The sequence below is a fragment of the Idiomarina abyssalis genome, assembly GCF_900116625.1.
Classification (GTDB): Bacteria; Pseudomonadota; Gammaproteobacteria; order Enterobacterales; family Alteromonadaceae; genus Idiomarina; species Idiomarina abyssalis.
Genome location: NZ_FPBE01000008.1, coordinates 33,123 through 55,799 on the forward strand (window position 1 = coordinate 33,123; position 22,677 = coordinate 55,799).

Genomic DNA, 22,677 nt, shown 5'->3' on the forward strand with positions numbered 1-22,677 from the left:
ACAATGCCCCTAACGCCACTAACGGTGCCACTACCCGTACCATTAAATGACCCGAGCCGCCCGTTTTTCGGCGCGGAGCATAGCACCGACTTACATCCGGGACATACCCATATTCTTGGGTTTGGTTTTGATGGTACCGCCTGCTTTCGTAAAGGCACCCGAGAAGGGCCCGACGGTTTACGCGCGGTTTCTGAGGACATTGAATCTTACTCGCCGTACCTTGACGCCGACTTAGAAGATCAAAGCTTCTACGACTTAGGCAACCTGCGGCTGGGCTTCGATGACGACGAAGAAAAGCAATGGCATCACGCGGTTCATGACTTTAACGCGATATTTGATTCCGTCGACCTGGCTCAGGAAAAAATTAAACTGCTGACCTTAGGTGGTGAGCATTCTATTTCTTACGCACCTATTGTGAAGTACTTAAAACAATACCCCGATATGGTGTTGCTGCATCTGGATGCTCACGCGGATTTACGCGATGGCTTCCTTGGTTACCATTATTCACACGCGTCTATTATTCGCCGTTCGGTCGACCACTTTGGTCCCGGCCATGAGCTCATTCAGTACGGCATTCGCTCTGGTACACGCGACGAGTACCAATGGATGAAAGAACACAAAACCATTCGCAGTTCGCGTAAAGACTTTCTCGACAGTGTGGAAGCCATTGCCAAAGACCGTCCGGTTTACCTGACGCTGGATCTCGATTATTTCGATCCTTCCTTTTTACCAGGCACAGGAACTCCGGAGCCGGGCGGTGAAGATTTCCATTCCTTTGTCAGCCTGATGAAGCTACTGCGCCAGAAAAATCTGGTGGGTGCTGACGTAGTTGAATTGTCACCACAAATAGACCCAACCGGTAACTCCGACGTGTTCGCCGCTAAAATTGTGCGCGAATTATTACTCGTATTACAACAGTCGGGAGCCTGAGATGTCAGACTGGAATATCGATCAAGCAGAAGAACTGTATGGTGTTAACCGCTGGGGCGCGGGCTATTTCTCCATTGGCGAAAACGGCAACATTCAAATTCGACCTAACCACCGCTTGCCGGATGTCACCATTGATATGAAAGAAGTGGTGGATGAAATTATTTCGGAGGGTATTCAGTTTCCGGCTGTTATCCGTTTTCATGACATTTTGCGCTCGCAGGTTGAAATCATTAACGAGACTTTCGGTAAACTGATAGCTGACGCCAATTATCAAGGGCAGTATTGCGGTGTATTTCCCATTAAAGTGAACCAAATGCGCGAAGTGGTTGAAGAGATCATGGACGCAGGTGAACCTTATAACTATGGCCTTGAGGCCGGCTCTAAGCCGGAGCTGATGGCAGTAATGGCGTACAACGACAATCCCGATGCGCTGACTATTCTCAACGGTTACAAAGACAAAGACTACCTGACTCTGGCACTGCTTGGCCGCCAGCTTAAACGCAAAATGATCATCGTTATTGAAAAGTTCAGCGAGCTGGAAATGCTGATCCCGTTGGCGAAACAAATGGGTGTTGAGCCTATGATTGGCCTGCGCTCAAAAATGATGGTGAAAAGCTCCGGTAAGTGGGCCAGCTCCAGTGGCGACCGCGCCAAGTTTGGTTTAAGTATTGCCGAAATTTTGAATGTTATTGAACGCCTGCGCGAAGAAGACATGCTGCACTGTGCCAAGCTGCTGCATTTTCACATTGGCAGCCAGTTGTCCGATATTCGTAAAATTAAAGAAGCCGTCAACGAAGGCGCGCGTCTGTACGCCAAATTAGTTCAGGAAGGTGTGCCTTTAGAATACCTGGATATCGGCGGCGGTCTAGGCATCGACTACGACGGTACCAGCACCACCAGCGACTCCTCACGTAACTACTCAACTGAAGAATACGTAGCTGACGTTGTCTGGGGTGTGAAGCAAATTTGTGACCTGGAACAGGTGCCCCACCCTAATTTAGTCAGTGAAAGTGGTCGTGCGATGACTGCGCACCACAGCTGCGTAGTCACTAATATTGTGGGCGAAATGAAACCAGCGGGTACCCAATTCGATATCAGCGCCAGCGAGAACGAACACATTTTAGTTAAGAACATGCGCGAACTACACAGCTCCGGCGACCAGTTCCACCCGCAGGAACGTTATAACGACGCCGCTGGCTATAAGCAAAATGCCTACGAAGCCTTTAAACTGGGTATATTATCACTCAGTGAAATGGCCAAGCTGGACACCATGTACTGGCAAATACTTACCGACATTCACCATTCGCTGGATAAAGACAGTTACGTTATTCAGGAGCTGGAAGAGTTAGAAGACATGCTCGCCAGTCAGTACCTGTGTAACTTTTCGGTATTTCAGTCAGCCGCCGATACCTGGGCCATCGGGCAAGTACTGCCAGTGGTGCCTATCTCGCGCCTGAACGAACAGCCCGAAGTACGCTGCTCAATTGTCGATATTACCTGCGATAGTGACGGTAAGCTCAGCAAATACATTGAAGGTACTGAAATTAGCGATAATATTCCGATGCATAGCCTGCGCAAAGGCGAGGACTACCACGTAGGTTTATTCCTCACCGGCGCCTACCAGGACGTTATGGGCGATATGCACAACCTGTTTGGCCGCCTGACCGAAGTGCATGTTTACTGTCACGACGATGAACCCGGCGACTTTTATATTGAAGAAGTGGTACCGGGAACATCGGCCGAAAAAGTACTACAAACCATGCAGTACAATACCGAGTACATGGCCAAAACAGTGAAGAAACAAATTGACCGTCAGGTACGTAAAGGCTCACTGGCGCCACGTGAAGGTGTTCGCTGGACAAATTTTTACGAGCACTGTTTAGCCGGCAGCACCTACTTACGCGTTGAATAATTCACCAAAACAACCGCTTAATGTGCAATTACTGAGCAAACAGTAAAAAAGGCACGAAAAGCGGTTGACTCGAAACCGAAAAAAACGTTTAATACACGCCGTTGCCCGGATAGCTCAGTCGGTAGAGCAGAGGATTGAAAATCCTCGTGTCGGTGGTTCGATTCCGCCTCCGGGCACCACATATTGCAAGGCCTCGCTGGAAACAGCGGGGCTTTTTTGTTTTAGGCATTGTGCCAATTTTGTACCAACCAAGCCTTCATCAATGCAAAGATAAAAAAGCACGCCCAATAAAGAGCGTGCTTAAATTTTCAACTTATTCTACACGGGGTCTCTTAAAGCGCTGCACTGTGTAGTACAACGCTGGCAGCACCACCAAAGTCAATAATGTCGACGAGACAATGCCGCCGATTACCACAGTAGCCAGTGGTCGCTGTACCTCAGCGCCGACACCGGTATTAAATGCCATAGGGACAAAGCCCAGGCTAGCTACAAGAGCAGTCATCAGTACAGGTCTTAACCGTTGTTGCGCGCCTTCAAACACCGCATCTTTCAACGGCAGTCCGTCGCGCAGCAGTTGCCGTATGAATGTCAGCATGACCACGCCGTTCAAAACCGCCACGCCCGACAGTGCAATGAAGCCGACTGCAGCGGAAATTGATAGCGGCATATCACGCAGCGCTAATGCGAATATCCCGCCGGTCAGCCCTAAGGGAACGCCTGTGAATATGACGAGTGCACTGCTCAGCGAATTAAACGCACTGTATAGCAGGCCAATAATTAATAGCAGCGCTAATGGCACAACCAAACTCAACCGTTGGGAAGCTGATTGCAGCTGTTCAAAGGTACCGTCGTAGTTAACCCAATAACCTGCTGGCAAATCAACGTCAGTCGTTAGCGCATCCTGAACATCTGCCACAAAAGAGCCCAAATCACGATCTTCAACATTCGCACTCACAATAACATTGCGTTTGCTGCTTTCTCGGTTAATTTGGTTCGGTCCACTTTCCAAACTCAATTCGGCGACCTCTCCCAACGGCACATAGCGCAGCTCAGGGTTGCCGGCAGGCAGATCAATAGGCAGTGATTTAAGCTGTTCAATGCTCTTACGCCATTCTTTGTCGAGACGTACCATTAGCTTGAAGCGTTTATCCCCCTCGTAAATAATCCCTGACTGAACTCCACCAACCGCAGCTTGAACTGCTCGCTGTACATCAGCGACTGTTAGGCCTAATAACGCTAAATGATCACGCTTAGGTATCACTGAGAGTGTCGATAAACCGGTCATTTGTTCAACCCGAACATCAGCAGCGCCATCAACGGTGCGAATGACTGCCGCGGCTGAGTCGCCTAACCGTTTAAGCGTTTGCAAGTCATCGCCATAAATACGAACCCCCAAGTCAGCTCGAACGCCTGCAATAAGTTCGTTAAACCGCATTTCAATCGGTTGAGTGAACTCGTACTTATTACCGGGAAGCTCTTGCACAGCAGTTCGTATTTCAGCAACCAGTTGCTCTTTGGTTTTTTCTGGGTTTAGCCAGTCCTCACGCTCCTTTAAAATAATAATGGTATCAGCGACGCTCGGTGGCATAGGGTCGGTCGCAACATCCGGGGTACCAATTTTTGAGAATACCAGTTTAACTTCGTCAAAGCGTGACACCACAGACTCGACATCTTTTTGCATTGCTATAGATTGCTGCAAGCCAGTCCCCGGAATGCGCAAGGCTTGCATGGCAATATCGCCTTCATCAAGCTGTGGCAAAAACTCAGTTCCCATGCGACTCGCCTGAAACATTGATACCGCAAACAGCCCAAAGCCAAGCAAAATAATGACAACTGGAAGCTTCAGTGTTTGCCGTAAAACCGGCTGATACACTTTGCGGGCGGCTCGCATTATTCGGTTTTCACCGTGCTTAATATTGCCACGGACAAATATTGCAATAGCAGCGGGTACAAAGGTAACGCTGAAAATCAGAGCCCCTAAAAGCGCGGCTACGACAGTAAACGCCATGGGATGAAACATTTTGCCTTCAACACCACTTAACGCAAATATGGGCAAGTACACCAGCATAATGATAAGCACACCAAATACCGCAGGGTTAAATACCTCACGAGTACTATGGGTTACTTCAATTAAGCGCTCTTTAGTGGTAAGTACCCGGCCTAAGCGTTGCTGTGCAATTCCAAGCCGTCGCAAAGCGTTTTCAACCACAATGACCGCACCATCGACGATAATACCAAAATCAATTGCGCCCAGGCTCATTAAATTACCAGACACCTTGTTGGCGACCATGCCGCTTACCGCAAACAGCATACTCAAGGGAATAACGCACGCCGTAATCAGTGCTGCACGGACATTTCCAAGCAGAATGAAAAGCACCACAATAACCAGCACCGCACCTTCAAACAGGTTTTTCTCGACCGTTGCAATAGTTTTATCAACGAGAGAAGTACGGTTATACACCGTTTCAATCACCACCCCGTCTGGCAAGCTTCGTTGCACCTCCTCAATTTTATTGGCGACATTCTGTGCAACGATGCGACTGTTTTCGCCAATAAGCATCATGGCCGTGCCCAATACCACCTCGCTCTCGCCCGAGGTTGAAGCGCCAGTGCGTAATTGTTCTCCCAGTTTGACCTCAGCCACGTCACTCACGCGCACCGGTGCATCATCACGTTTTGTCACGACCACATCACGAATATCGTCAAGTGTCTTAAGCTGTCCAGGCGAACGCACCAACCATTGCTCACCATTTTTCTCGATATAACCGGCACCAGCGTTTCTATTGTTAAGATCCAATGCTGCCAAAAGGTCCTGCATGGTCACTTTATAGGCCAGCATACGACCGGGGATGGGAGCCACCTGGTATTGCTTTTCATAACCCCCCACACTATTAATCTCGGTAACACCGGGCACCTTGACCAGTTGCGGCTTAATGATCCAATCCTGGATGGTACGCAACTGCTCGGGCGTATACGCCTCGCCATCGGCATTGGTAGCCCCCTCTTTCGCGCGTACTACATAATTAACAATTTCACCAAGGCCGGAGGCTATTGGCCCCATCGTCGGCTCGATACCGTCGGGTACTTCTCCCCTTACCTTTTGCAATCGCTCACTGATTTGCTGTCTAGCCCAGTAAATATCGGTGCCCTCTTCAAACACCACGGTAACTTGCGACAACCCATAGCGTGAGATCGAGCGGGTGTAGTCCAGCTTTGGTAAACCTGCCATCGCGGTTTCCACCGGATAAGAAATACGTTGTTCGGTTTCTAATGGCGAATAGCCTGGCGCTTCTGAATTTATCTGTACCTGAACATTGGTAATATCCGGCACAGCATCGATGGGTAGCTTTAATGTGCTATAAACGCCCGCAGCTGCTACTAACAAGGTTGCGGCAAGCACCAGCCATCGACGATCAACCGCAAAGCGAATGAGTGCATCTATCATTGTTTACTCTCCCTAATGGCTTTGGCCTGCGCCTTGTTTTAGAATGTCAGCCTTTATCAAGTAGCTGTTTTCAACGACATAACTTTCGCCATTCTCAATACCCGATAACACCTCGGTGTATTCACCGTCAGTTCGGCCTAACTCAACTTCCCTGGCTTCGAAACGATTACCCTCTTTAATAAAAACAACGGGGTTATCTTCTAAACGTTGAACAGCATCATTGTTTATCGCCAAGCTCGCGTTAAAGCTGTCTGTAACGACATCCGCTTTTACGTGCATTCCCGGTCGCCAATGCCCCGACTGATTGGGCAACTCGATAAGTGCGCGTGCAATATGTCCGCCAGTCATTTGTGGCGAGATATAAGACACAGTTCCTTCGACGGTTTTATGATGATGCAAGTCGTACACATAGGTCGTTTGCTCTTCTTCTAACGACTCAATGTTCTCCGGGAACGCTGAAAGCTCTACCCAGACCGATGATGGATCCAGGACTTCAAATAATGGCTTTTGCTCAACCACTTCACCAACATTGGTAAAACGTGCAGTTACCTCTCCGCTAATTGGGCTGATGACTTCAAATGCCGTGCCTGTCGTAACATTCTCAACAACAGCCAGAGTTTGCCCGGCTTTTATGTCATCGCCGATATTGGCCTTTAGTGACGTAACAATACCTTTGTACTTCGCTCCGATATGCACAATATTGTTATTATTGGGGGCTATTACACCGAAAATTGTTTGCTTTACTCGAATGCTTTGAGCGCTCGCTGTTGCCAACGTTAATTTCGCGTTTTCTATTGCTGCATCACTTAAATTGGTATGGGGTGCTTCATGCTCTTCGTGTTTTTTCTCATAAGCCAATACGGGCAGTGAAAAACTGGCAATGCAGATAATTGTAATCAATGTGTTGAGTTTCATTGTTGTACTCCTAAAAACGGCTGTCCGGTCATGCGCTCTAATTCGATGATGTCGCTGTAAATCGCATGTTGACGGGAGATTTTTTCATACTCGAGTTTTGCTAACTCTGTTTGCGCGTCTAACACTTGCAACAAAGAGTGCGTTCCGCGTGCGTAACCCTGTTGAGTTTGTGCGAGTAACTGTTCAGATAGCGGCATCAGTCGCTGGTTTATCTTTTGCAGATAACTTTGGTGAGTTTGCAAACTGTGCACTAGCGATAAAGCCAGTGATTTTAGTTGCTGCCGAACCTGTTTTTGCTGCGCCAGGATAGACTGATGCAGTAATCGGCTTTGTTTTATGCGACCGACGTTAGGGTCAGTGAACTGCAATGGCATCGATGCCTGGACGATTAAACCTACATCATCGAACTCATTATTGTAGCGAGCCCCGACACCAACGGTAATATCCGACTTTGAGTCCGCTGCTAACGCTCTGGCTTGCGCTTGTAGAAGTTGCTCAGAGTCCAGTAAACGCAAATACTCCGGCGCCCGATTAACAGCCGATAACACGTTGGCTTTTTCCGGGAGGCTTAGCGGAAAAGTAAAGTCTCCAGAGACGCGCGTAAAATTGAGCTCGCCTGCCCACATTGAAGCCAGTTCAGCTTGTTGCTTTTTCAGTTTACCGTTCAACTCGTCAGAGAAAGCGTATTGGCGCTCTAACTGTAATTTAATGCGAATAACCTCGGATTTAGGCACCGCGCCAGCTTCTACACGCTCCTGCGCCACTTTTATCAGTCGCTCAGTTCGCTGAATTTGACGCTCGCTGGTATGCGCGACTTGCTGAAGTTTTAAAATGTCATAGAAACGCTGTGTGGTTTCTGCCAAAACCTCAATTTGACGATACTCAAACTCTGCTCGCTGAGCTTTCTCTTTTTCGGTTGCAGCTTTAACTCGTAACTGCCGTTTGTCCCCTAACTCTATGAGCTGAGAAAAGGATACGGTCAATTGTGAGTTACTGATACCTTCTAGCCGTCCTGAGCCGGCAAAGTTTTCTATTTCCGCAGATACCCTTGGGTTCGCTGAAAACTCAGCCTGCTCTATCAGTGCTCCTGCAGCTCGTATTTTATAATCATACTCCAGTAACTCAGGGTTATTCTTGATCGTTTTTTGTAACGCTTCTTTCAGCTTTAAATCTGTCGTCGCAGCCGTCGCCACAGGCACTAGCGCACCTAAGCAAAAGGCTGCCACGAAGTATAAATACTTCATGTTGCTTCTCCATTAACTTATAGGTTTTAAAAAGTCTAAGTTAACGGTTACGCGTTTGGTGGAGGTACAGGGGGTTGGTGAGTCAGGCTTTGGTCAAAACCTACCGAGTTTGAGTTGGGTGCCAAAATAACAGGCACGGCTGAAATTAAGAGGTTATAACCAGTAATGCAACTAATATGAGGTTGTGTTTGTTGTTTACTATCATATATTGATTTATTTAAGTCTTGATTTTCACGCTCAATTTCTAAGACTAAGTCATACGCAACTCCTGCACTCTTTATTGAAGACTGACTGAAAGTACCAGCCACAGGAGCACAGGCAAAAGAGCTATGAATGAGCACAGTCAGTATTAAAAACCAAGATATTTTCATTCAATTACCCCACTCAAGATAAATTCCTAATCCATCCAAAATAAGCTCGGCCATATTAATTATTATACTTACTATTTACTTAGAACCCGGTAGATTCGGTATCATTGAGACCTGCAAGTTGCTTAACAGTAATAGGATAACTCCTAGGGTAATTGCAATATCGGCAATATTAAAAACTGGCAATTGCCACGTTTGCCAACCTAGATGAAGGGAGTCGACAACATAGCCACGAAACAGTCGGTCAATGAGGTTCCCAACCGCCCCCCCAAGAATCAGCCCGTAGCTAATGCCATCCCGTTTACTTACTTTATTAAAGATCAACCTCGTTAAAGCCACAGACATTAGCAGAGCAACCCCAATAAAAAAATAGCGCTGCCAACCTCCACCATTTGAAAGCAGGCCAAATGCCGCACCAGTGTTCCAAGTGTGTACCCAATTGAAAAAAGGGGTCAATGAAATCGAATCACCGTAAGCTATTGATTGCTGCGTCTGCCACTTGATCACTTGGTCAAGGACTACAGTTAAACCAGAAATTAACAGAGAAATATAGGGCGAAAATCCTTTATCAACGCAGGACATTCAGTTCCCCTTCAGTGCAAAAATGCGTCTTGACCCGTTAAGCACGATTAAACCTGCTATGCTACCTATAATAAGATCTGGGTAATTCGACCCGGTCAACGCAACGAGGATGCCAGCGATGATTACGCCAAGGTTAATCACTACATCATTAGCTGAAAAAATCCAACTTGCTTTCATATGCGCACCACCTCCTCTATGTTTGGAGATAAGTAGAAGACAGATGGTATTGCCAATCAACGCGACAAATGCAATCCCCATCATAGCAAGTGACTCAGGTTCACTCCCGAATACGAAGCGTCTCACAACTTCTGCAAGTACACCCAGAGCCAAAACCAGTTGTAGTACGCCAGCTAGGTGCGCAGCACGTATTTGCATATTAACACTACGCGCTACGGCATAAAGAGAAAGCCCGTAAACTGCCGCATCGGCAAAATTATCTAAAGATTCCCCAATCAAACCAGCAGACTGCCAAAGCAGTCCGGCAGTCATTTCCACCAAGAACAGAACAGTATTGATGGTGAGCAACCAACACAAGGTGCGGGACTCCTGCTTATCCGAACTTGCCGAAAACTCCTCAGCTTTGATTGCCTCGGAGTCCGCAGCAGTGTCTCTTTCAAGCGAGGCACCCAAACCTAGAGTCTCTAATTTAGAAGTAATAAAGGCTGTCTCACCATCATGTAATACCTTCAGCCGACGGTTTGACAAGTCGAAGGATAATGAATGAATTTCCTCAAACCCATTCAGTGCCAAGCGAATCATTCGTTCTTCTGATGGGCAATCCATTTTTGCTACAGAGTAAACGATGAGCCGTTTACCTGACTCTTCGTAGGCATTTTTTGAGTCGCCATTTGTTCGAACCGTATCAAAGGAACTAGCCATCGTATTACTTACCTTAAATATATAGTTTCACAATTAAAAACTATAAAGTTACTATAAGGTCAAGAAATTACTTAACTAGATAGGAAATTTTCTTATGCGTATTGGTCAACTAGCAGACTTATTAGGAATTCAAACCCAGACAATAAGGTTCTATGAAAAAAAGGGTTTGTTACCTTTACCAGCTCGTAGTTATAACGGATATCGAGTATACACTGAAAAACATTACAAAAGACTTAAGTTTGTATGTAGCTGCAGAGCTATAGGCCTTTCATTATCTGAAACCCGCAGATTACAAGATTATCAAGACAATCCACATCAACCTTGCTCAGCCGTTAATACCCTGATTGATGAACACATAATGCACATACGCTCTCAAATTACTTCTTTGCAAGATCTTGAGAAGCAACTCACTTCAATTAGAACAAGTTGTACTGGCCAAAGCAAAGTTATTGCGTGTACAATTCTTAATAAAATTGATGAAATAGAATCTGTTAGTTGTAACCGAGACGTCTAAATTTCCGGAGGTTACACAACGTACTTACACAATTTTTTAAGGTTGTCCAGCGGAGCTTCGTTAGGCTACTGAGTGTCTAGTGAACTAGTGGCGATTCAGAATGCACTAGTTGAGAACTATTTTTAATTAATGTACCGTTAAGCTGCTTATTTAGAACTGTAGGTAATGATGCTTAGACTCGGATTTTTAATACTGGTGCTTGTTGCTGTTCTGACTCAAATCAGTCAGGCGGTTGCTGATGTGCATCAATCTCACCAGTCCTCTTCTGAGCAACACCTCAACTTTGAGCATGACGAATCCCACATCGATAAGCGCAATCTCCCTAAAAGTGGCGAAATCAGCTTTGACTGCCATCATTGCTGTCACTGCCATGGTTCATTTCATTTATATGCCATGAAGGCTGAAAAAACTCTCGCGTTACCACGAATGGGCACAATACGTCTTGGGTATACTGAGTTTTACACTAACCTTCTATCATCGCCGCTGTTCCGGCCTCCTATCTCCTCATAACTGCCTAATAAGCTGCTTTAGCAGCGCAAGAAAATCATTATTTTACGCAGTAATATGACTGAGGAGTCTATCTATGGGTCCGTTTTCGACACATAGCAAACGCTTGTTTATTGCCGTTAGTCTGGCAATAAGTTCAAGCTACGCCAATGCACAACAGTTGCCCGATCAATGGCAAAAAACTGTGCAGCAACACCCCAGTGTTGAAGCCGCTCAACAGCAGGCTGAAGCGCTGATCCAACAGGGCAAACAATTAAATCAGCCTTTGTACAACCCTAGCTTATCGTCACGCTTAGAGCGCGAGGGTGACATCAATAATTACGCTGTTGGTCTAAGCCAGACGCTGGACTGGAGCACTCGCAATGAAGCAAGGGCCAGTCAGAGTGACGCCATGACGGCTATGGCAGTGAGTATTTATCGCCAGTCGGCGACATCGCATGCTAAAACTTTGTTGAATGCCTATGTGCAATGGCTGGACGCAAAACAGCGTTACGCACTGGCTGAGCAGCAAGAGAAAATCGTTAAACAGGCGATAAGCCTGGTTGCCGAACGACGTAAAGCCGGTGACTTAGGTGCCGTCGACGAACAACTGACGGTACTCGCGCTAAGTCGGCAACTGCAACAAACGGCAGCGGCTTATCAACAACTGCAATCCGCTGAAGCAGAGTTAAACGCTCTGCTAACCACGATTGACGTCGCTCAACTCTCCGTGAATGAGGAGCTATTTAACGTTGAACCTGCGTTAACGGCTCGCTGGCAACAACATCCGGCGTTAAAAGCTGCTTACCTGCAATGGCAATTAAAGCGCGCCGATGTCGACTGGAAACGCTCGTTAACCACCGCCAACCCAACCGTAGGCGTCGAAGCGGGCGAGAACGATAACGAAACAGTAGTTGGCTTATCATTCAGCATTCCACTACAGATTCGCAATAACTACAGCGATGCAGTACGCGCAGCCAATAGCGAAGCTGTTGCTGAAGAAAAACGTTTGATTGCACTACGCCAACAATGGCAAGCAGCACTGAAATCGTCCCTTAACAACTACCGCTTTGTGAAAAAACAGTGGCAAAGCTGGCAAAAAGACTTTCAATCTCGGCAGGATGAGTCGATGCAGGTGATTGAACAGTCCTGGCTCGCCGGTGACCTATCCACCACAGACTACCTCACCGCTGTGCAACAGCAGCTCGATAGCCAATTTGCAGGGATAGCGCTGCAAACACAATATCGGTTGGCCGCCATTGAATGGTTGTACCGTTCGGGCGAACTCAGTAAAGCGCTGACGTTATCGCCGTTAAGCCAGCCAACAAACGCAGAGATTGGAGAGTAAACGATGTCAGTAAAACCTTTATACGCAGCAATAGCACTTGCGCTGAGCTTTTCGGTTATGGCGCAGGATGAACACGGACACGACGAAAAAGAAGATACCCACAAGGAAAAAGGCAAACACGAGCAAGGTGAACATAAGGAAAGTGCAGGCGTGGAGCTATCCAGCAAGCAGCTGTCCATGGCGTATATCACCACGCGAACCTTGCAAACTCAAGTTATTGAATACCCGGTTTATGCTCCGGGCGAGGTGGTTGCTAACGACTTTAACAGCTACATCGTGAGTCCGCGCATCGATTCGACCGTGCTCAAACGTTTTGTCAGTATTGGCGACCACGTCGAAAAAGGTGAGCCGCTGGCAACCCTCTTCAGCGCGACCATGGCGGAGGCGCAAAGTCAGTATTTGGTCACACTTAACGAGTGGCAACGCGTGCAGTCACTCGGCGAGTCAACGGTGGGTGAAAAACGCTTTGTCGAAGCGAAAAACGCCTTTACCTCAGCGCAAGCGCAACTCAAAGCATTTGGTATGTCAGCCAGCGACATTAAGCGTTTAAGTAAAGCTAACTACCCTATCGGCGAATACCAACTGACCTCAGAAATTGGCGGGATTGTGGTTAGCGATAACTTCAAGCAAGGCCAGCAAGTTAATGCCGGTAATCACTTGGTTGAAGTGCTGCAAGAAGAAACCTTGTGGGTTAATGCTCGTCTACCAGGCTCAGCTGACCTTAGTGTGCAGTTTGGTGATCCTGTTACAGTGAGTGTCGACAATCAGCGCTTTGCGGCAAAAGTCATTCAGGAAGGCCACACAATAGACCATAAAACCCGCACCCGAACGGTACGACTTGCGGTAAATAACGAAAAGGACCAATTACACCCTGGTTTATTTGCGGATGTTTATTTCTCAGTCAAGTCGGATGGACCGGTGCTTGCAGTTAAGGACTCAGCCTTAATGCGGGCCCCTGATGGTGACTGGCAGATATTCATTGAGCACGAACCCGGAAAGTTTGAACCGAAGAAAGTCGAATTGGTTGATGAAAAGGGTCCGTGGAAAGTTATTCGAGGCGTTAAGGAAGGCACAAAATACGTAGACAACGGCGCGTTTTTCGTTCGCTCACAAATCGCTAAAGGCGGTTTTGACCCACATAACCACTAACAGGAGGTTGTATGTTTCAGCGCATTATTCAGTTTGCTGTCGCCAATCGCCTGTTATTGGTATTGGCTTTATTCAGCATCAGCATTGCGTCATTTTTTATTATTCCCAAACTTAATCTGGATGCCTTTCCCGATGTTACCAACGTTCAGGTAACGGTAAATACGGAAGCACCCGGATTAGCGGCGACTGAAGTCGAGCAGCTGATTACCTATCCGATAGAGTCGGTGATGTATGCCCTGCCCGACGTCAAAGAAGTTCGGTCAATCTCAAAAACAGGTTTATCGGGCATTACTGTGGTATTTGACGAGAGTGTCGATATCTATTTTGCCCGGCAACTGGTGTTTGAACGACTACAGGCAGCAAAGGAGTTGATACCCGAAGGCGTAGGTACGCCCGAAATGGGCCCTAACTCTTCCGGCCTCGGCCAGGTTTATCAGTATCTGCTACTTGCCGAACCGGGCTCCGGTGTCAGCAGTATGGAGCTACGCAGTCTTAACGACTATGTGGTTAAACTGCTACTGATGCCCGTTGAGGGAATTACCGAAGTCTTGTCCTTTGGTGGTGAAGTTAAGCAATATCAGGTTAACCTCAATCCCGCCAAGCTGTTGTCTTACGACCTTACCCAGCAGGACGTCATGGGCGCGGTCAACAAGAATAACGGTAACGTTGGTGGTTGGTATATGCCCCGCGGTCAGGAGCAGTTGGTTATTCGCGGCACCGGCTGGTTGGATAGTGGTAAAAAAGGCCTGCAACAAATACGACAAATACCGCTCAAAACCGTTGACGGCGTTTCCGTAACACTGGGCCAGGTTGCCGACGTCGAAGTCGGCAGTGAAATTCGCCAGGGGGCGGTCTCAATGTCGCGTAAAGTCGACGGCGAGGTCAACCAGCTGGGCGAAGTGGTGTCGGGTATTGTGCTCAAACGCATGGGCTCGAATACCAAAGCCACTATCGACGGTATTAAAAAGCGCATTCCGCTTATTCAGCAAGCATTACCCGAGGGTGTCACCTTTGAGCCGTATTATGATCAGGCCGATTTAATACAAAAAGCCGTATCTACGGTCGCGTATTCACTGCTCATTGCCTTTGTCTTTATTATCGCAGTATTAGCACTGTTTTTGCTCAACATACGCGCTACTTTTTTAGTGTTACTGTCCATTCCCGTTTCTATCGCCATTGCCCTGATGGTAATGTCCGCGATGGGCATGTCAGCTAACCTGATGTCGCTGGGCGGGATTGCTGTTGCCATTGGTATGCTGGTCGACGGCTCCGTGGTGATGGTTGAAAACATCTTTAAGCACTTAAGTCGTCCGGATAGTGAACACCATGACGACGCCGAGCAACGCACAGAGCACCGCGACCCAGATCCTCAGGCAGCCAAACTCGATAGCCATGGTATCAAGCTGCGAGTTAAGGAAGCGGCTAACGAAGTGGCACGACCGGTATTCTTTGCCGCCATGATTATCTTGGTGGTCTTTATGCCACTGTTTAGTTTTCAGGGTGTTGAAGCTAAATTATTTGAGCCCATGGCGATCAGTATTATGTTGGCCATTATCTCCGCGGTTTTTGTGGCCATTATGGTTGTACCGGCATTAGCCAGTTACTTTTTCAGTCGGGGTATTAAACCTCGTGAGAATAAGCTGCTTAAGCCATTAGATAATGGTTATAAAAGACTATTATCGGTGGCGTTACGCAGTAAAAAGGCTGTTATTACCCTGGCCGGTGTGTTGTTTGTCGGCGCTTTGGTGTTAGTGCCTCGTCTCGGCACAGAGTTCGCGCCCGAACTGGAAGAAGGCACGATTAATATTCGCGTGACATTAGCCCCCTCCTCTAACCTTGAAACGGCCTTAGAGGTGGCACCTAAGCTTGAAAAAATCCTGATGTCGTTCCCGGAAACCACCTACGCACTCAGCCGCATTGGACGAGCAGAAGTGGGTGGCGACCCCGAGCCTATCAGCAACATCGAGATATACGTGGGTCTTAAGCCGCAGTCTGAATGGACAACAGCATCCGATCGCTACGCCTTACAAGAAAAAATGGAGGCAAAACTCGATGCTCACCCAGGCTTGTTGTTTAATTTTTCACAACCTATCGCAACACGGGTTGATGAACTGCTCTCAGGTGTGAAATCGCAGCTAGCCATCAAACTATTTGGACCCGAGCTTGACGTGTTGGCCCGTAAAGGCCAGGAAATAGAAAGTGCTGTCAAGCAAGTTGACGGGGCGGTTGCTGTAGCGATGGAGCAAATAAAAGGTGAAGCACAACTGGTGGTTTCTCCGAAACGTCAACAACTTTCACGCTACGGCTTAAATGTCTCCGATGTACTTAGCGTTGTCGACAATGGCTTGGGTGGCGCTTCGGCAGGCCAGATCATTCGCGGTAATGAGCGCTATGATATTTACGTACGGCTAGCCAAGCAATTCCGCGATACGCCGGAGTCTATTCGCTCGTTACGCTTGTTAACTCCCTCGGGGGCCTGGGTAACCTTAGGCGAAGTCGCCAACGTTGCAATTGAATCAGGACCACCGCAAATACGTCGTGATGATGTACAGCGTCGCGTTGTGATTCAATCGAACGTTCAGGGTCGTGACATGGGCAGCGTGGTTGCCGATATTCGGAAGGCGATTGACGAGAAGGTGGATTTACCAACCGGTTACTCAGTCGACATTGGTGGCCAGTTCGAAAGTCAACAACGAGCACAGGAGCGCTTGTCCATTGTCGTTCCCATATCGCTGGCACTCATCGCCCTGCTGCTTTATTTTGCTTTCGGCACCATGGGTCAAGCCATGTTGATTTTGGTGAATGTACCATTGGCAGTCATCGGCGGTATTGTGGCTCTCTATGTGTCAGGACAGTACTTATCGGTGCCCAGCGCCGTGGGTTTCATCACGCTGTTTGGTGTGGCGGTACTAAACGGTGTAGTTCTGGTCGAAAGTATTAACCAGAGAATAACCGATGGGCATGCGGTTAATGATGCCGTGTTTGATGGCGCATGGTCTCGACTACGCCCGGTATTAATGACAGCAATAACCTCAGCGTTAGGACTCATTCCCATGCTGTTTGCAACCGGTGCAGGGGCTGAAATTCAACGCCCACTGGCTACCGTCATTGTTGGTGGTTTGGTATCAGCTACTCTGCTGACATTGGTTATCTTACCCGTGCTCTATCCTTGGTTTTCGAAACAAAAAATTAAGGATCTGAGCCGTTAGGGTTCAATAGCATTTAAGGGGGCGGTTATTGTCGCCCCCTTTTATTAAAAGAGGAACGTATTATGGGACATCACCATAACCATGATCACTCAAAGGACATGCCGTCCAACCGATTAGGTTGGGCATTCCTGCTTAACTTTGTTTTTACCATTATTGAGTTCATTGGTGGTTTTCTTACCAACAGTACCGCCATTTTAGCTGATGCCGTTCATGATCTTGGCGATAGCCTGTCGTTAGGTCTCGCGTGGATACTAAATAAACTTGGCAAAAAACAGGCTAACCAACACTTTACCTACGGTTATAAAAGACTGAATCTTGCCGGTGCATTTATTAATGCCGTTGTGTTAATCGCAGGCTCTGCCTGGGTACTTGTGGAAGCAATTCCCAGACTCTGGAACCCTCAGATGCCCGTCGCTGATGGCATGATTGCTTTAGCCGTCGTTGGCATTACAGTTAATGGATTTGCTGCTTACAAATTGTCAGAGGGCAAAACGTTAAACGAACGCGTTATTAACTGGCACTTGCTGGAGGATGTTCTCGGCTGGGTCGCTGTACTTATCGTTGGTATTGTTTTGTTGTTCGTAGACTGGCCAATTCTCGACCCTATATTGTCGATTGGTTTTACTCTATTTATTTTAGTGAATGTGCTGCGCAACCTGTGGGCAACGCTGAAACTCTTCATACAAGCAACTCCGGACAAAGAAACCTACAGACAAGTCGCTGACACTTTGCTGGAGCTACCTCATGTTGCTGACCTACACCATCTGCATTTTTGGTCACTAGATGGCGAGGAGCATGTATTAACCGTTCATTTGGTGTTATCTAAAAACCTTGATATCGAGGCCCGTAGCGATTTAAAACAGCGCATCGATGACGTCCTTGCGCCCTATGCTTTAAGCCATACAACGGTAGAACTAGAAGATCCTGATGAAGCCTGTAGGGACAACTGATAATGAGTGCATTATTTTTAATGAAAACATTGGGCTTATTTATTGCCACCGCAATTGCTGAAATTGTCGGATGCTATTTACCCTACCTATGGCTCAAAGAGGGCCATTCGGTTTGGTTGCTCATTCCGGCGGCAGTGAGCTTAGCCTTATTTGCTTACTTGTTAACACTTCATCCGGCGGAAAGCGGGCGGGTCTACGCAGCTTATGGTGGTATTTACGTGTTAACTGCCATAGTCTGGCTGCGAATTGTCGATAAATCGCCACTATCCAATTTCGACCTGATTGGCACGACGTTTGTGCTAACCGGTATGGGGATTCTTGTGTATGGCTGGCGTTAGCTATAAAGCAATTCAGTTAAAGAACTCCACTCAAAAGTTTTACACAGACTAGCGCACCTTATGTTTGTCCGTCGTAGCGTCCTCAAACCCATCATTAAGCGACGCCATCAGTGGACAATAGACATCTCCGTGTCCGGCGCTGCATTTTTGCACCAACTCATTCAGCGCTTGTTCAATTTGCTGTAAGTGCGATATCTTTCGACGAACACTGATGAGCTTTTGCTCTCCAAGCTCCCGTGCTTCATCGCAATGAGCGCCATCTTGCAGAGTTAATAGCTCACCAATTTCATCCAGACTAAATCCAAGCCATTGAGACGCGCGAATAAAATGAAGCCGAGCAAGCGCTTGTTCGTCGTAATGTCGGATCCCCCCATACGGCTTTTCCGGCTCGCTCATTAGCCCTCGGCGCTGATAATAGCGCACCGTTTCCACGCCCACGCCGGCTGTTTTGGCCAGCGTGCCAATTGTCATTACGTTGCGTTTTTTTAACATAGCTATTGCTTCCGTAGTGAGGTACGGGTTTAAGATTAACACATTAAAGCAAAATGCCCGAAGGAGTTACTCTTATGTCAAATTCAAAATCTGGTCGGGGCTCTCTTCTCGCGGGAGGGATCGCAGCGACTCTGGCATCTGCGTGTTGTCTGGGTCCCCTCATATTACTTGCACTCGGTGTATCCGGGGCCTGGATTGGGAGCCTCACAGCACTTGAGCCTTATCGACCCATTTTTATTACCATTGCATTGATTGCCATATTCTTTGCCTGGCGTCGAATATACCGGCGTGCTGATGACTGCAACCCTGATAACACCTGCGCAACGCCAAATGCTCGTAAGAGCTACAAAGTGATGTTTTGGCTCGTTGCGGTGCTTACTTTAACAGCATTGGCTTACCCCTATGTTGTTCCTTTGTTTTACTAGGAGGCAATACACGATGAAAAAAACAATGATAACAACCATTTTATTTTTACTGTTTAGCATGCCCGCATTGGCGGTTGAGAAAACGGTTACGCTATCAGTACCCGGTATGACATGCGTCACCTGCCCAATTACTGTCAAAGCTGCACTTGGCCAAGTTGCAGGTGTGAGCGCCGTCGATGTCCGTTTTGAAGAGCGGGATGCAACCGTGACATTCGACGACGAAAAAACGTCAGTTAAGCAGCTCACTGAAGCAACGACAAATGCAGGATACCCATCAACACTGAAAGCAACGGCACCAAAAAATCAGTCATGAAACATCACAATGCCTTATAGCTGCTGTAAAACTGAAAGACCAAGGAGTAACCGTTATGAGTAATAACAATTTACACATTGCTGTCATTGGTAGCGGCGGCAGTGCGATGGCTGCGGCACTCAAAGCGACCGAGGGAGGTGCCCGAGTGACGCTCATTGAGAGAGGTACTATTGGCGGAACTTGTGTCAATATTGGCTGTGTCCCGTCTAAAATCATGATCCGAGCGGCTCATATCGCCCAACTGCGGCGAGAAAGCCCTTTTGATAAAGGCTTAAGTACCCATACTCTTAAGGTAAATCGATCAGCTCTCCTCGAGCAACAACAGGCTCGGGTAGAAGAACTCCGTGAATCCAAATACCAGAGTATTCTTAGAGAGAATTCCGCCATTACCGTTATTAACGGCGAAGCCCGCTTTATAAACGATGAAACTCTTTCCGTATCACTTTGCGATGGCGGTGAGCAAACGGTTCACTTTGACCGTGCTTTTATCGGCACCGGGGCCCGACCCGCACAACCACCCATCCCCGGCTTAGCTGAAACCCCTTACCTTACTTCGACAAGCGCATTAGGGCTAAGTAACATTCCTAAGCGCCTCGCTATTATTGGAGCCTCGGTCGTTGCTCTTGAATTAGCACAGGCCTTCGCGCGTCTCGGTAGTGAAGTTACTGTTTTGGCTCGCAGTCGGGTGTTATCCCAAGACGAGCCTGCCATTGGTGAGGCAATAGCCACTGTTTTTTATCACGAAGGCATCAATGTGCTTGAGCATACAGAAGCCAGCGAAGTGCGTTACGACGGACAACACTTCATTCTCAAAACCAATGCCGGAACATTAAAAGCAGAACAACTGCTCGTGGCCACAGGCCGCACGCCCAATACGGAAAACCTCGATTTAGAAACCATCGCCGTACAAACCGAGCGCGGTGCCATAACGATTAACGATCGCATGCAAACCTCTAACTCAAGAGTATATGCGGCAGGCGACTGTACGAATCAGCCGAAGTTTGTCTATGTCGCCGCCGCAGGCGGCAGCCGAGCCGCTATTAACATGACGGGCGGTGATGCGCATCTTGATCTCAGTGCCATGCCCGAGGTTATCTTTACTGATCCACAAGTCGCCACGGTGGGTTTATCAGAAGCTGATGCTAAAACTGGTGGTTACGTCACCGAAAGCCGCACGTTGGGCCTTGAAAATGTCCCACGGGCATTGGTTAACTTCGATACCCAAGGGTTTATAAAAATTGTCGCAGAAAGTGGCAGCGGCCGGCTGCTCGGTGTTCAAGTCGTCGCAGGAGAAGCTGGTGAGTTGATTCAAGCTGCTGTAATGGCGATAAGAGCAGGAATGACAGTCAATGAGTTGGCTGATGAGCTCTTCCCATACCTTACGATGGTAGAAGGCTTAAAATTATGCGCTCAAACGTTTACTAAAGATGTTAGCCAATTATCTTGCTGCGCTGGGTGAGATAACCTAGCTTAACTTCACTGGACAGTTACCAATATTTCGGGTTTAGCTGCTGGTTGGTGATAGGTTAAGCTAGTTCAGGAGTGATAATAGTTGTTATAAGCACTTTTTTTTCATTCATATTAGCTCTTATTTGTCTCACTTATTTGACAATAAGTTTTCCTAGATACCTTTGCATCTGACAATGAAAATCGTATTCTCCGGTCTTTAATACTGGCAATTCGATCAACTTTAACTTATTGGTCGGTAAAGTATCGCTGATCCCCAGATCAGGAATAAGCAAAGTTTCAGAGCAACAGATTTAAAGGCTTCCAGTTTGACAACAATCTCATTTAGCCGTTTTCATTTGTTTATTATATAACGTTACAATTAGCCAGCCAGTAATCATAGCTCCCAAGGACCACCCGAATAATCCCGTAACAAATCCACTAAAACTCAAATGCCACTCGAAACCAGAGAGTTTTCCGTGAACCATGCCTTCTGTTAAAGCCATCATGCTAGAGGGCATAATAAGCACTAGCAAGCTACAAACTCCCCATAAAACTGCGAAAGCACCGCCAGCTGCTAAGCCAAATTTCTTTGCATTAAGTTTCATAACTTCCTCCTTAAAAATACCGTTGTAAATTAGATATATTGAAAAAGTACCGCTACTTGCACACTGCAAGTAGCGGCATTTCCAACGGAGAGCTTAATCTCTACTACATTTCCTTTTTTTCTTCACTCTGATGTTCCATCATCTGCTCCATCATCATTTGCATCATATCCATTCTATGCTCCATCATTTTCATTTTATTCATCATATTCTCTTTGCCCATTTGCTCTGCTTTGTCTCCCTTTTTATGTTCTCCTTTGTTCATGCCTTTATCCATCCCATGGTTCATCATTTGCATTCCCTTCTGCATTGACTTCATGTGTTCTTCCATTAGTTTTTTACGTTTCTTGGGATCGGATTCGCTTTTTATTTTTTCCATAGCTTCGCGCATTTCTTGCATGTGCTCATTCATTGATGTCATTTTTTCATGATGCATCATTCCACTCATTGAACCTGTTTTATCATCACCATGTTTATGCTGTGCATCAGCAAAGACAGGAGAGGCCATTAAAGCTGTGATAGTTAAAGCTGAAAGTACTTTTTTCATTTTATTACCCTCTTGACTATGACCAAATTGTATTGGTCTCATTAATTTTACTTTGTTTCACTATCGTTAAATCTTGGAGCCCACGCTGACGTAGACCTCATATAACGGCGATATTTATTGCCGAATCCTTCAATGCCTTCGATGAAATTGAATTTCATCGAATCTAACGGGAAACTTTTAAAGCTCATATTGTGACCTGGACGTTTTAAGCCATTTAACCGACAACTAGCTTTCCCCGATACATTTGCATCTGGCAATGAAAGTCATACTCTCCGGGTTCCAGTGCTGGTATTTGAATTGGCTTTAATTTGTTAAAAGGCAACGTTTCACTGATTTCCAGGTCAGGGATAAGCAGAGTTTCAGAGCAAGGCGATTGATCCTTCCGCAGAAACCTGAGTTCAACCGGCTTACCTTCAGGTACGTTTATTCTCGAAGGCGAGTAGGTGCCGTTTTCGACGGCAATCACCCAATCACCTTCTCCCAGCTTCATCTGCTTGGGCGTGTAAAGCCAAAACCACCAGACGATCAGTGCGATCAGAGCGATACCAGCAATATTAATAAATAACATATTTATTCTCCT

General features: G+C 47.0%; 23 protein-coding genes and 1 tRNA gene. 12 read left to right on the forward strand and 12 right to left on the reverse strand.

Features of this window, described 5'->3' with window-relative positions:
* The first annotated feature begins 3 nt into the window (after positions 1-3).
* From speB to BM359_RS12110, 3 genes are all read left to right on the forward strand, one after another.
* A complete protein-coding gene (gene speB / locus BM359_RS12100) occupies positions 4-930 on the forward strand; it encodes an agmatinase (RefSeq protein WP_054490622.1) in 927 nt (308 codons plus the stop codon).
* 1 nt (position 931) lies between these two features.
* A complete protein-coding gene (speA, locus tag BM359_RS12105) occupies positions 932-2,842 on the forward strand; it encodes a biosynthetic arginine decarboxylase (RefSeq protein ID WP_054490620.1) in 1,911 nt (636 codons plus the stop codon).
* A 103-nt stretch (positions 2,843-2,945) separates the two neighbouring features.
* Positions 2,946-3,021, forward strand: a tRNA-Phe gene (locus BM359_RS12110).
* 134 nt (positions 3,022-3,155) lie between these two features.
* Here the strand turns inward: BM359_RS12110 and BM359_RS12115 are convergent.
* From BM359_RS12115 to BM359_RS12140, 6 genes are all read right to left on the reverse strand, one after another.
* On the reverse strand, positions 3,156-6,287 hold the full coding sequence (locus BM359_RS12115) for an efflux RND transporter permease subunit (RefSeq protein ID WP_054490618.1): 3,132 nt from the start codon (positions 6,285-6,287) through the stop codon (positions 3,156-3,158).
* 12 nt (positions 6,288-6,299) lie between these two features.
* Entirely contained in the window at positions 6,300-7,202 is a 903-nt protein-coding gene (locus tag BM359_RS12120; protein WP_011234870.1) for an efflux RND transporter periplasmic adaptor subunit, read from the reverse strand.
* Complete coding sequence (locus tag BM359_RS12125) at positions 7,199-8,446, reverse strand: TolC family protein (RefSeq protein ID WP_011234871.1); 1,248 nt, start codon at positions 8,444-8,446, stop codon at positions 7,199-7,201. Before BM359_RS12125 ends, BM359_RS12120 begins: the two co-directional genes overlap by 4 nt.
* Before the next feature lie 47 nt (positions 8,447-8,493).
* Complete coding sequence (locus BM359_RS12130; RefSeq protein WP_006955685.1) at positions 8,494-8,817, reverse strand: hypothetical protein; 324 nt, start codon at positions 8,815-8,817, stop codon at positions 8,494-8,496.
* Between the two features lie 75 nt (positions 8,818-8,892).
* A complete protein-coding gene (gene lspA / locus BM359_RS12135) occupies positions 8,893-9,396 on the reverse strand; it encodes a signal peptidase II (protein ID WP_034818150.1) in 504 nt (167 codons plus the stop codon).
* Complete coding sequence (locus tag BM359_RS12140) at positions 9,397-10,275, reverse strand: cation efflux transmembrane domain-containing protein (RefSeq protein WP_054490616.1); 879 nt, start codon at positions 10,273-10,275, stop codon at positions 9,397-9,399. It abuts the gene before it with no gap.
* Positions 10,276-10,369: 94 nt separating this feature from the next.
* Between BM359_RS12140 and cadR the strand changes: the two genes are divergently transcribed.
* Positions 10,370-10,789, forward strand: a complete 420-nt coding sequence (gene cadR / locus BM359_RS12145) for a Cd(II)/Pb(II)-responsive transcriptional regulator (protein ID WP_074668950.1) — start codon at positions 10,370-10,372, stop codon at positions 10,787-10,789.
* Positions 10,790-10,975: 186 nt separating this feature from the next.
* On the opposite strand, the gene BM359_RS12150 is transcribed toward cadR, so the two are convergent.
* The gene (locus BM359_RS12150) at positions 10,976-11,161 is read right to left on the reverse strand and encodes a hypothetical protein (RefSeq protein ID WP_054490613.1); all 186 of its coding nucleotides are present in this window, start codon (positions 11,159-11,161) and stop codon (positions 10,976-10,978) included.
* Positions 11,162-11,372: 211 nt separating this feature from the next.
* Between BM359_RS12150 and BM359_RS12155 the strand changes: the two genes are divergently transcribed.
* From BM359_RS12155 to BM359_RS12175, 5 genes are all read left to right on the forward strand, one after another.
* The gene (locus BM359_RS12155) at positions 11,373-12,623 is read left to right on the forward strand and encodes a TolC family protein (RefSeq protein ID WP_054490612.1); all 1,251 of its coding nucleotides are present in this window, start codon (positions 11,373-11,375) and stop codon (positions 12,621-12,623) included.
* Between the two features lie 3 nt (positions 12,624-12,626).
* On the forward strand, positions 12,627-13,772 hold the full coding sequence (locus BM359_RS12160) for an efflux RND transporter periplasmic adaptor subunit (RefSeq protein ID WP_054490611.1): 1,146 nt from the start codon (positions 12,627-12,629) through the stop codon (positions 13,770-13,772).
* A gap of 11 nt (positions 13,773-13,783) precedes the next feature.
* On the forward strand, positions 13,784-16,981 hold the full coding sequence (locus BM359_RS12165; protein WP_054490609.1) for an efflux RND transporter permease subunit: 3,198 nt from the start codon (positions 13,784-13,786) through the stop codon (positions 16,979-16,981).
* Positions 16,982-17,043: 62 nt separating this feature from the next.
* Positions 17,044-17,931, forward strand: a complete 888-nt coding sequence (locus BM359_RS12170; RefSeq protein ID WP_054490607.1) for a cation diffusion facilitator family transporter — start codon at positions 17,044-17,046, stop codon at positions 17,929-17,931.
* A gap of 2 nt (positions 17,932-17,933) precedes the next feature.
* Positions 17,934-18,269, forward strand: a complete 336-nt coding sequence (locus tag BM359_RS12175) for a YnfA family protein (protein ID WP_054490605.1) — start codon at positions 17,934-17,936, stop codon at positions 18,267-18,269.
* Between the two features lie 48 nt (positions 18,270-18,317).
* Here BM359_RS12175 and merR read toward each other — a convergent pair whose 3' ends face one another.
* Entirely contained in the window at positions 18,318-18,761 is a 444-nt protein-coding gene (gene merR, locus BM359_RS12180; RefSeq protein ID WP_054490603.1) for an Hg(II)-responsive transcriptional regulator, read from the reverse strand.
* A 74-nt stretch (positions 18,762-18,835) separates the two neighbouring features.
* Here merR and merT point away from each other — a divergent pair, with 74 nt between their 5' ends.
* Genes merT through merA form a run of 3 tightly spaced genes read left to right on the forward strand, consistent with a single transcriptional unit; the run spans position 18,836 to position 20,958 of the window.
* On the forward strand, positions 18,836-19,186 hold the full coding sequence (gene merT / locus BM359_RS12185) for a mercuric ion transporter MerT (RefSeq protein WP_011234881.1): 351 nt from the start codon (positions 18,836-18,838) through the stop codon (positions 19,184-19,186).
* Between the two features lie 13 nt (positions 19,187-19,199).
* Positions 19,200-19,499, forward strand: coding sequence for a mercury resistance system periplasmic binding protein MerP (merP, locus tag BM359_RS12190; RefSeq protein WP_034818174.1), 300 nt, complete (start codon positions 19,200-19,202; stop codon positions 19,497-19,499).
* A gap of 55 nt (positions 19,500-19,554) precedes the next feature.
* Entirely contained in the window at positions 19,555-20,958 is a 1,404-nt protein-coding gene (gene merA, locus BM359_RS12195; protein ID WP_034818177.1) for a mercury(II) reductase, read from the forward strand.
* A gap of 142 nt (positions 20,959-21,100) precedes the next feature.
* Here merA and BM359_RS13175 read toward each other — a convergent pair whose 3' ends face one another.
* The 4 genes from BM359_RS13175 to BM359_RS12215 all read right to left on the reverse strand — a co-directional run bounded on the left by BM359_RS13175 (position 21,101) and on the right by BM359_RS12215 (position 22,665).
* Positions 21,101-21,241 (reverse strand): cupredoxin domain-containing protein, encoded by a 141-nt coding sequence (locus tag BM359_RS13175; protein ID WP_153849795.1) that lies wholly within the window; start codon positions 21,239-21,241, stop codon positions 21,101-21,103.
* A 45-nt stretch (positions 21,242-21,286) separates the two neighbouring features.
* Positions 21,287-21,553, reverse strand: a complete 267-nt coding sequence (locus BM359_RS12205; protein ID WP_034818180.1) for a DUF5676 family membrane protein — start codon at positions 21,551-21,553, stop codon at positions 21,287-21,289.
* Positions 21,554-21,656: 103 nt separating this feature from the next.
* Positions 21,657-22,097 (reverse strand): EMC3/TMCO1 family protein, encoded by a 441-nt coding sequence (locus BM359_RS12210; RefSeq protein ID WP_034818226.1) that lies wholly within the window; start codon positions 22,095-22,097, stop codon positions 21,657-21,659.
* A gap of 214 nt (positions 22,098-22,311) precedes the next feature.
* Entirely contained in the window at positions 22,312-22,665 is a 354-nt protein-coding gene (locus BM359_RS12215) for a cupredoxin domain-containing protein (RefSeq protein WP_034818182.1), read from the reverse strand.
* Positions 22,666-22,677 lie beyond the last annotated feature (12 nt).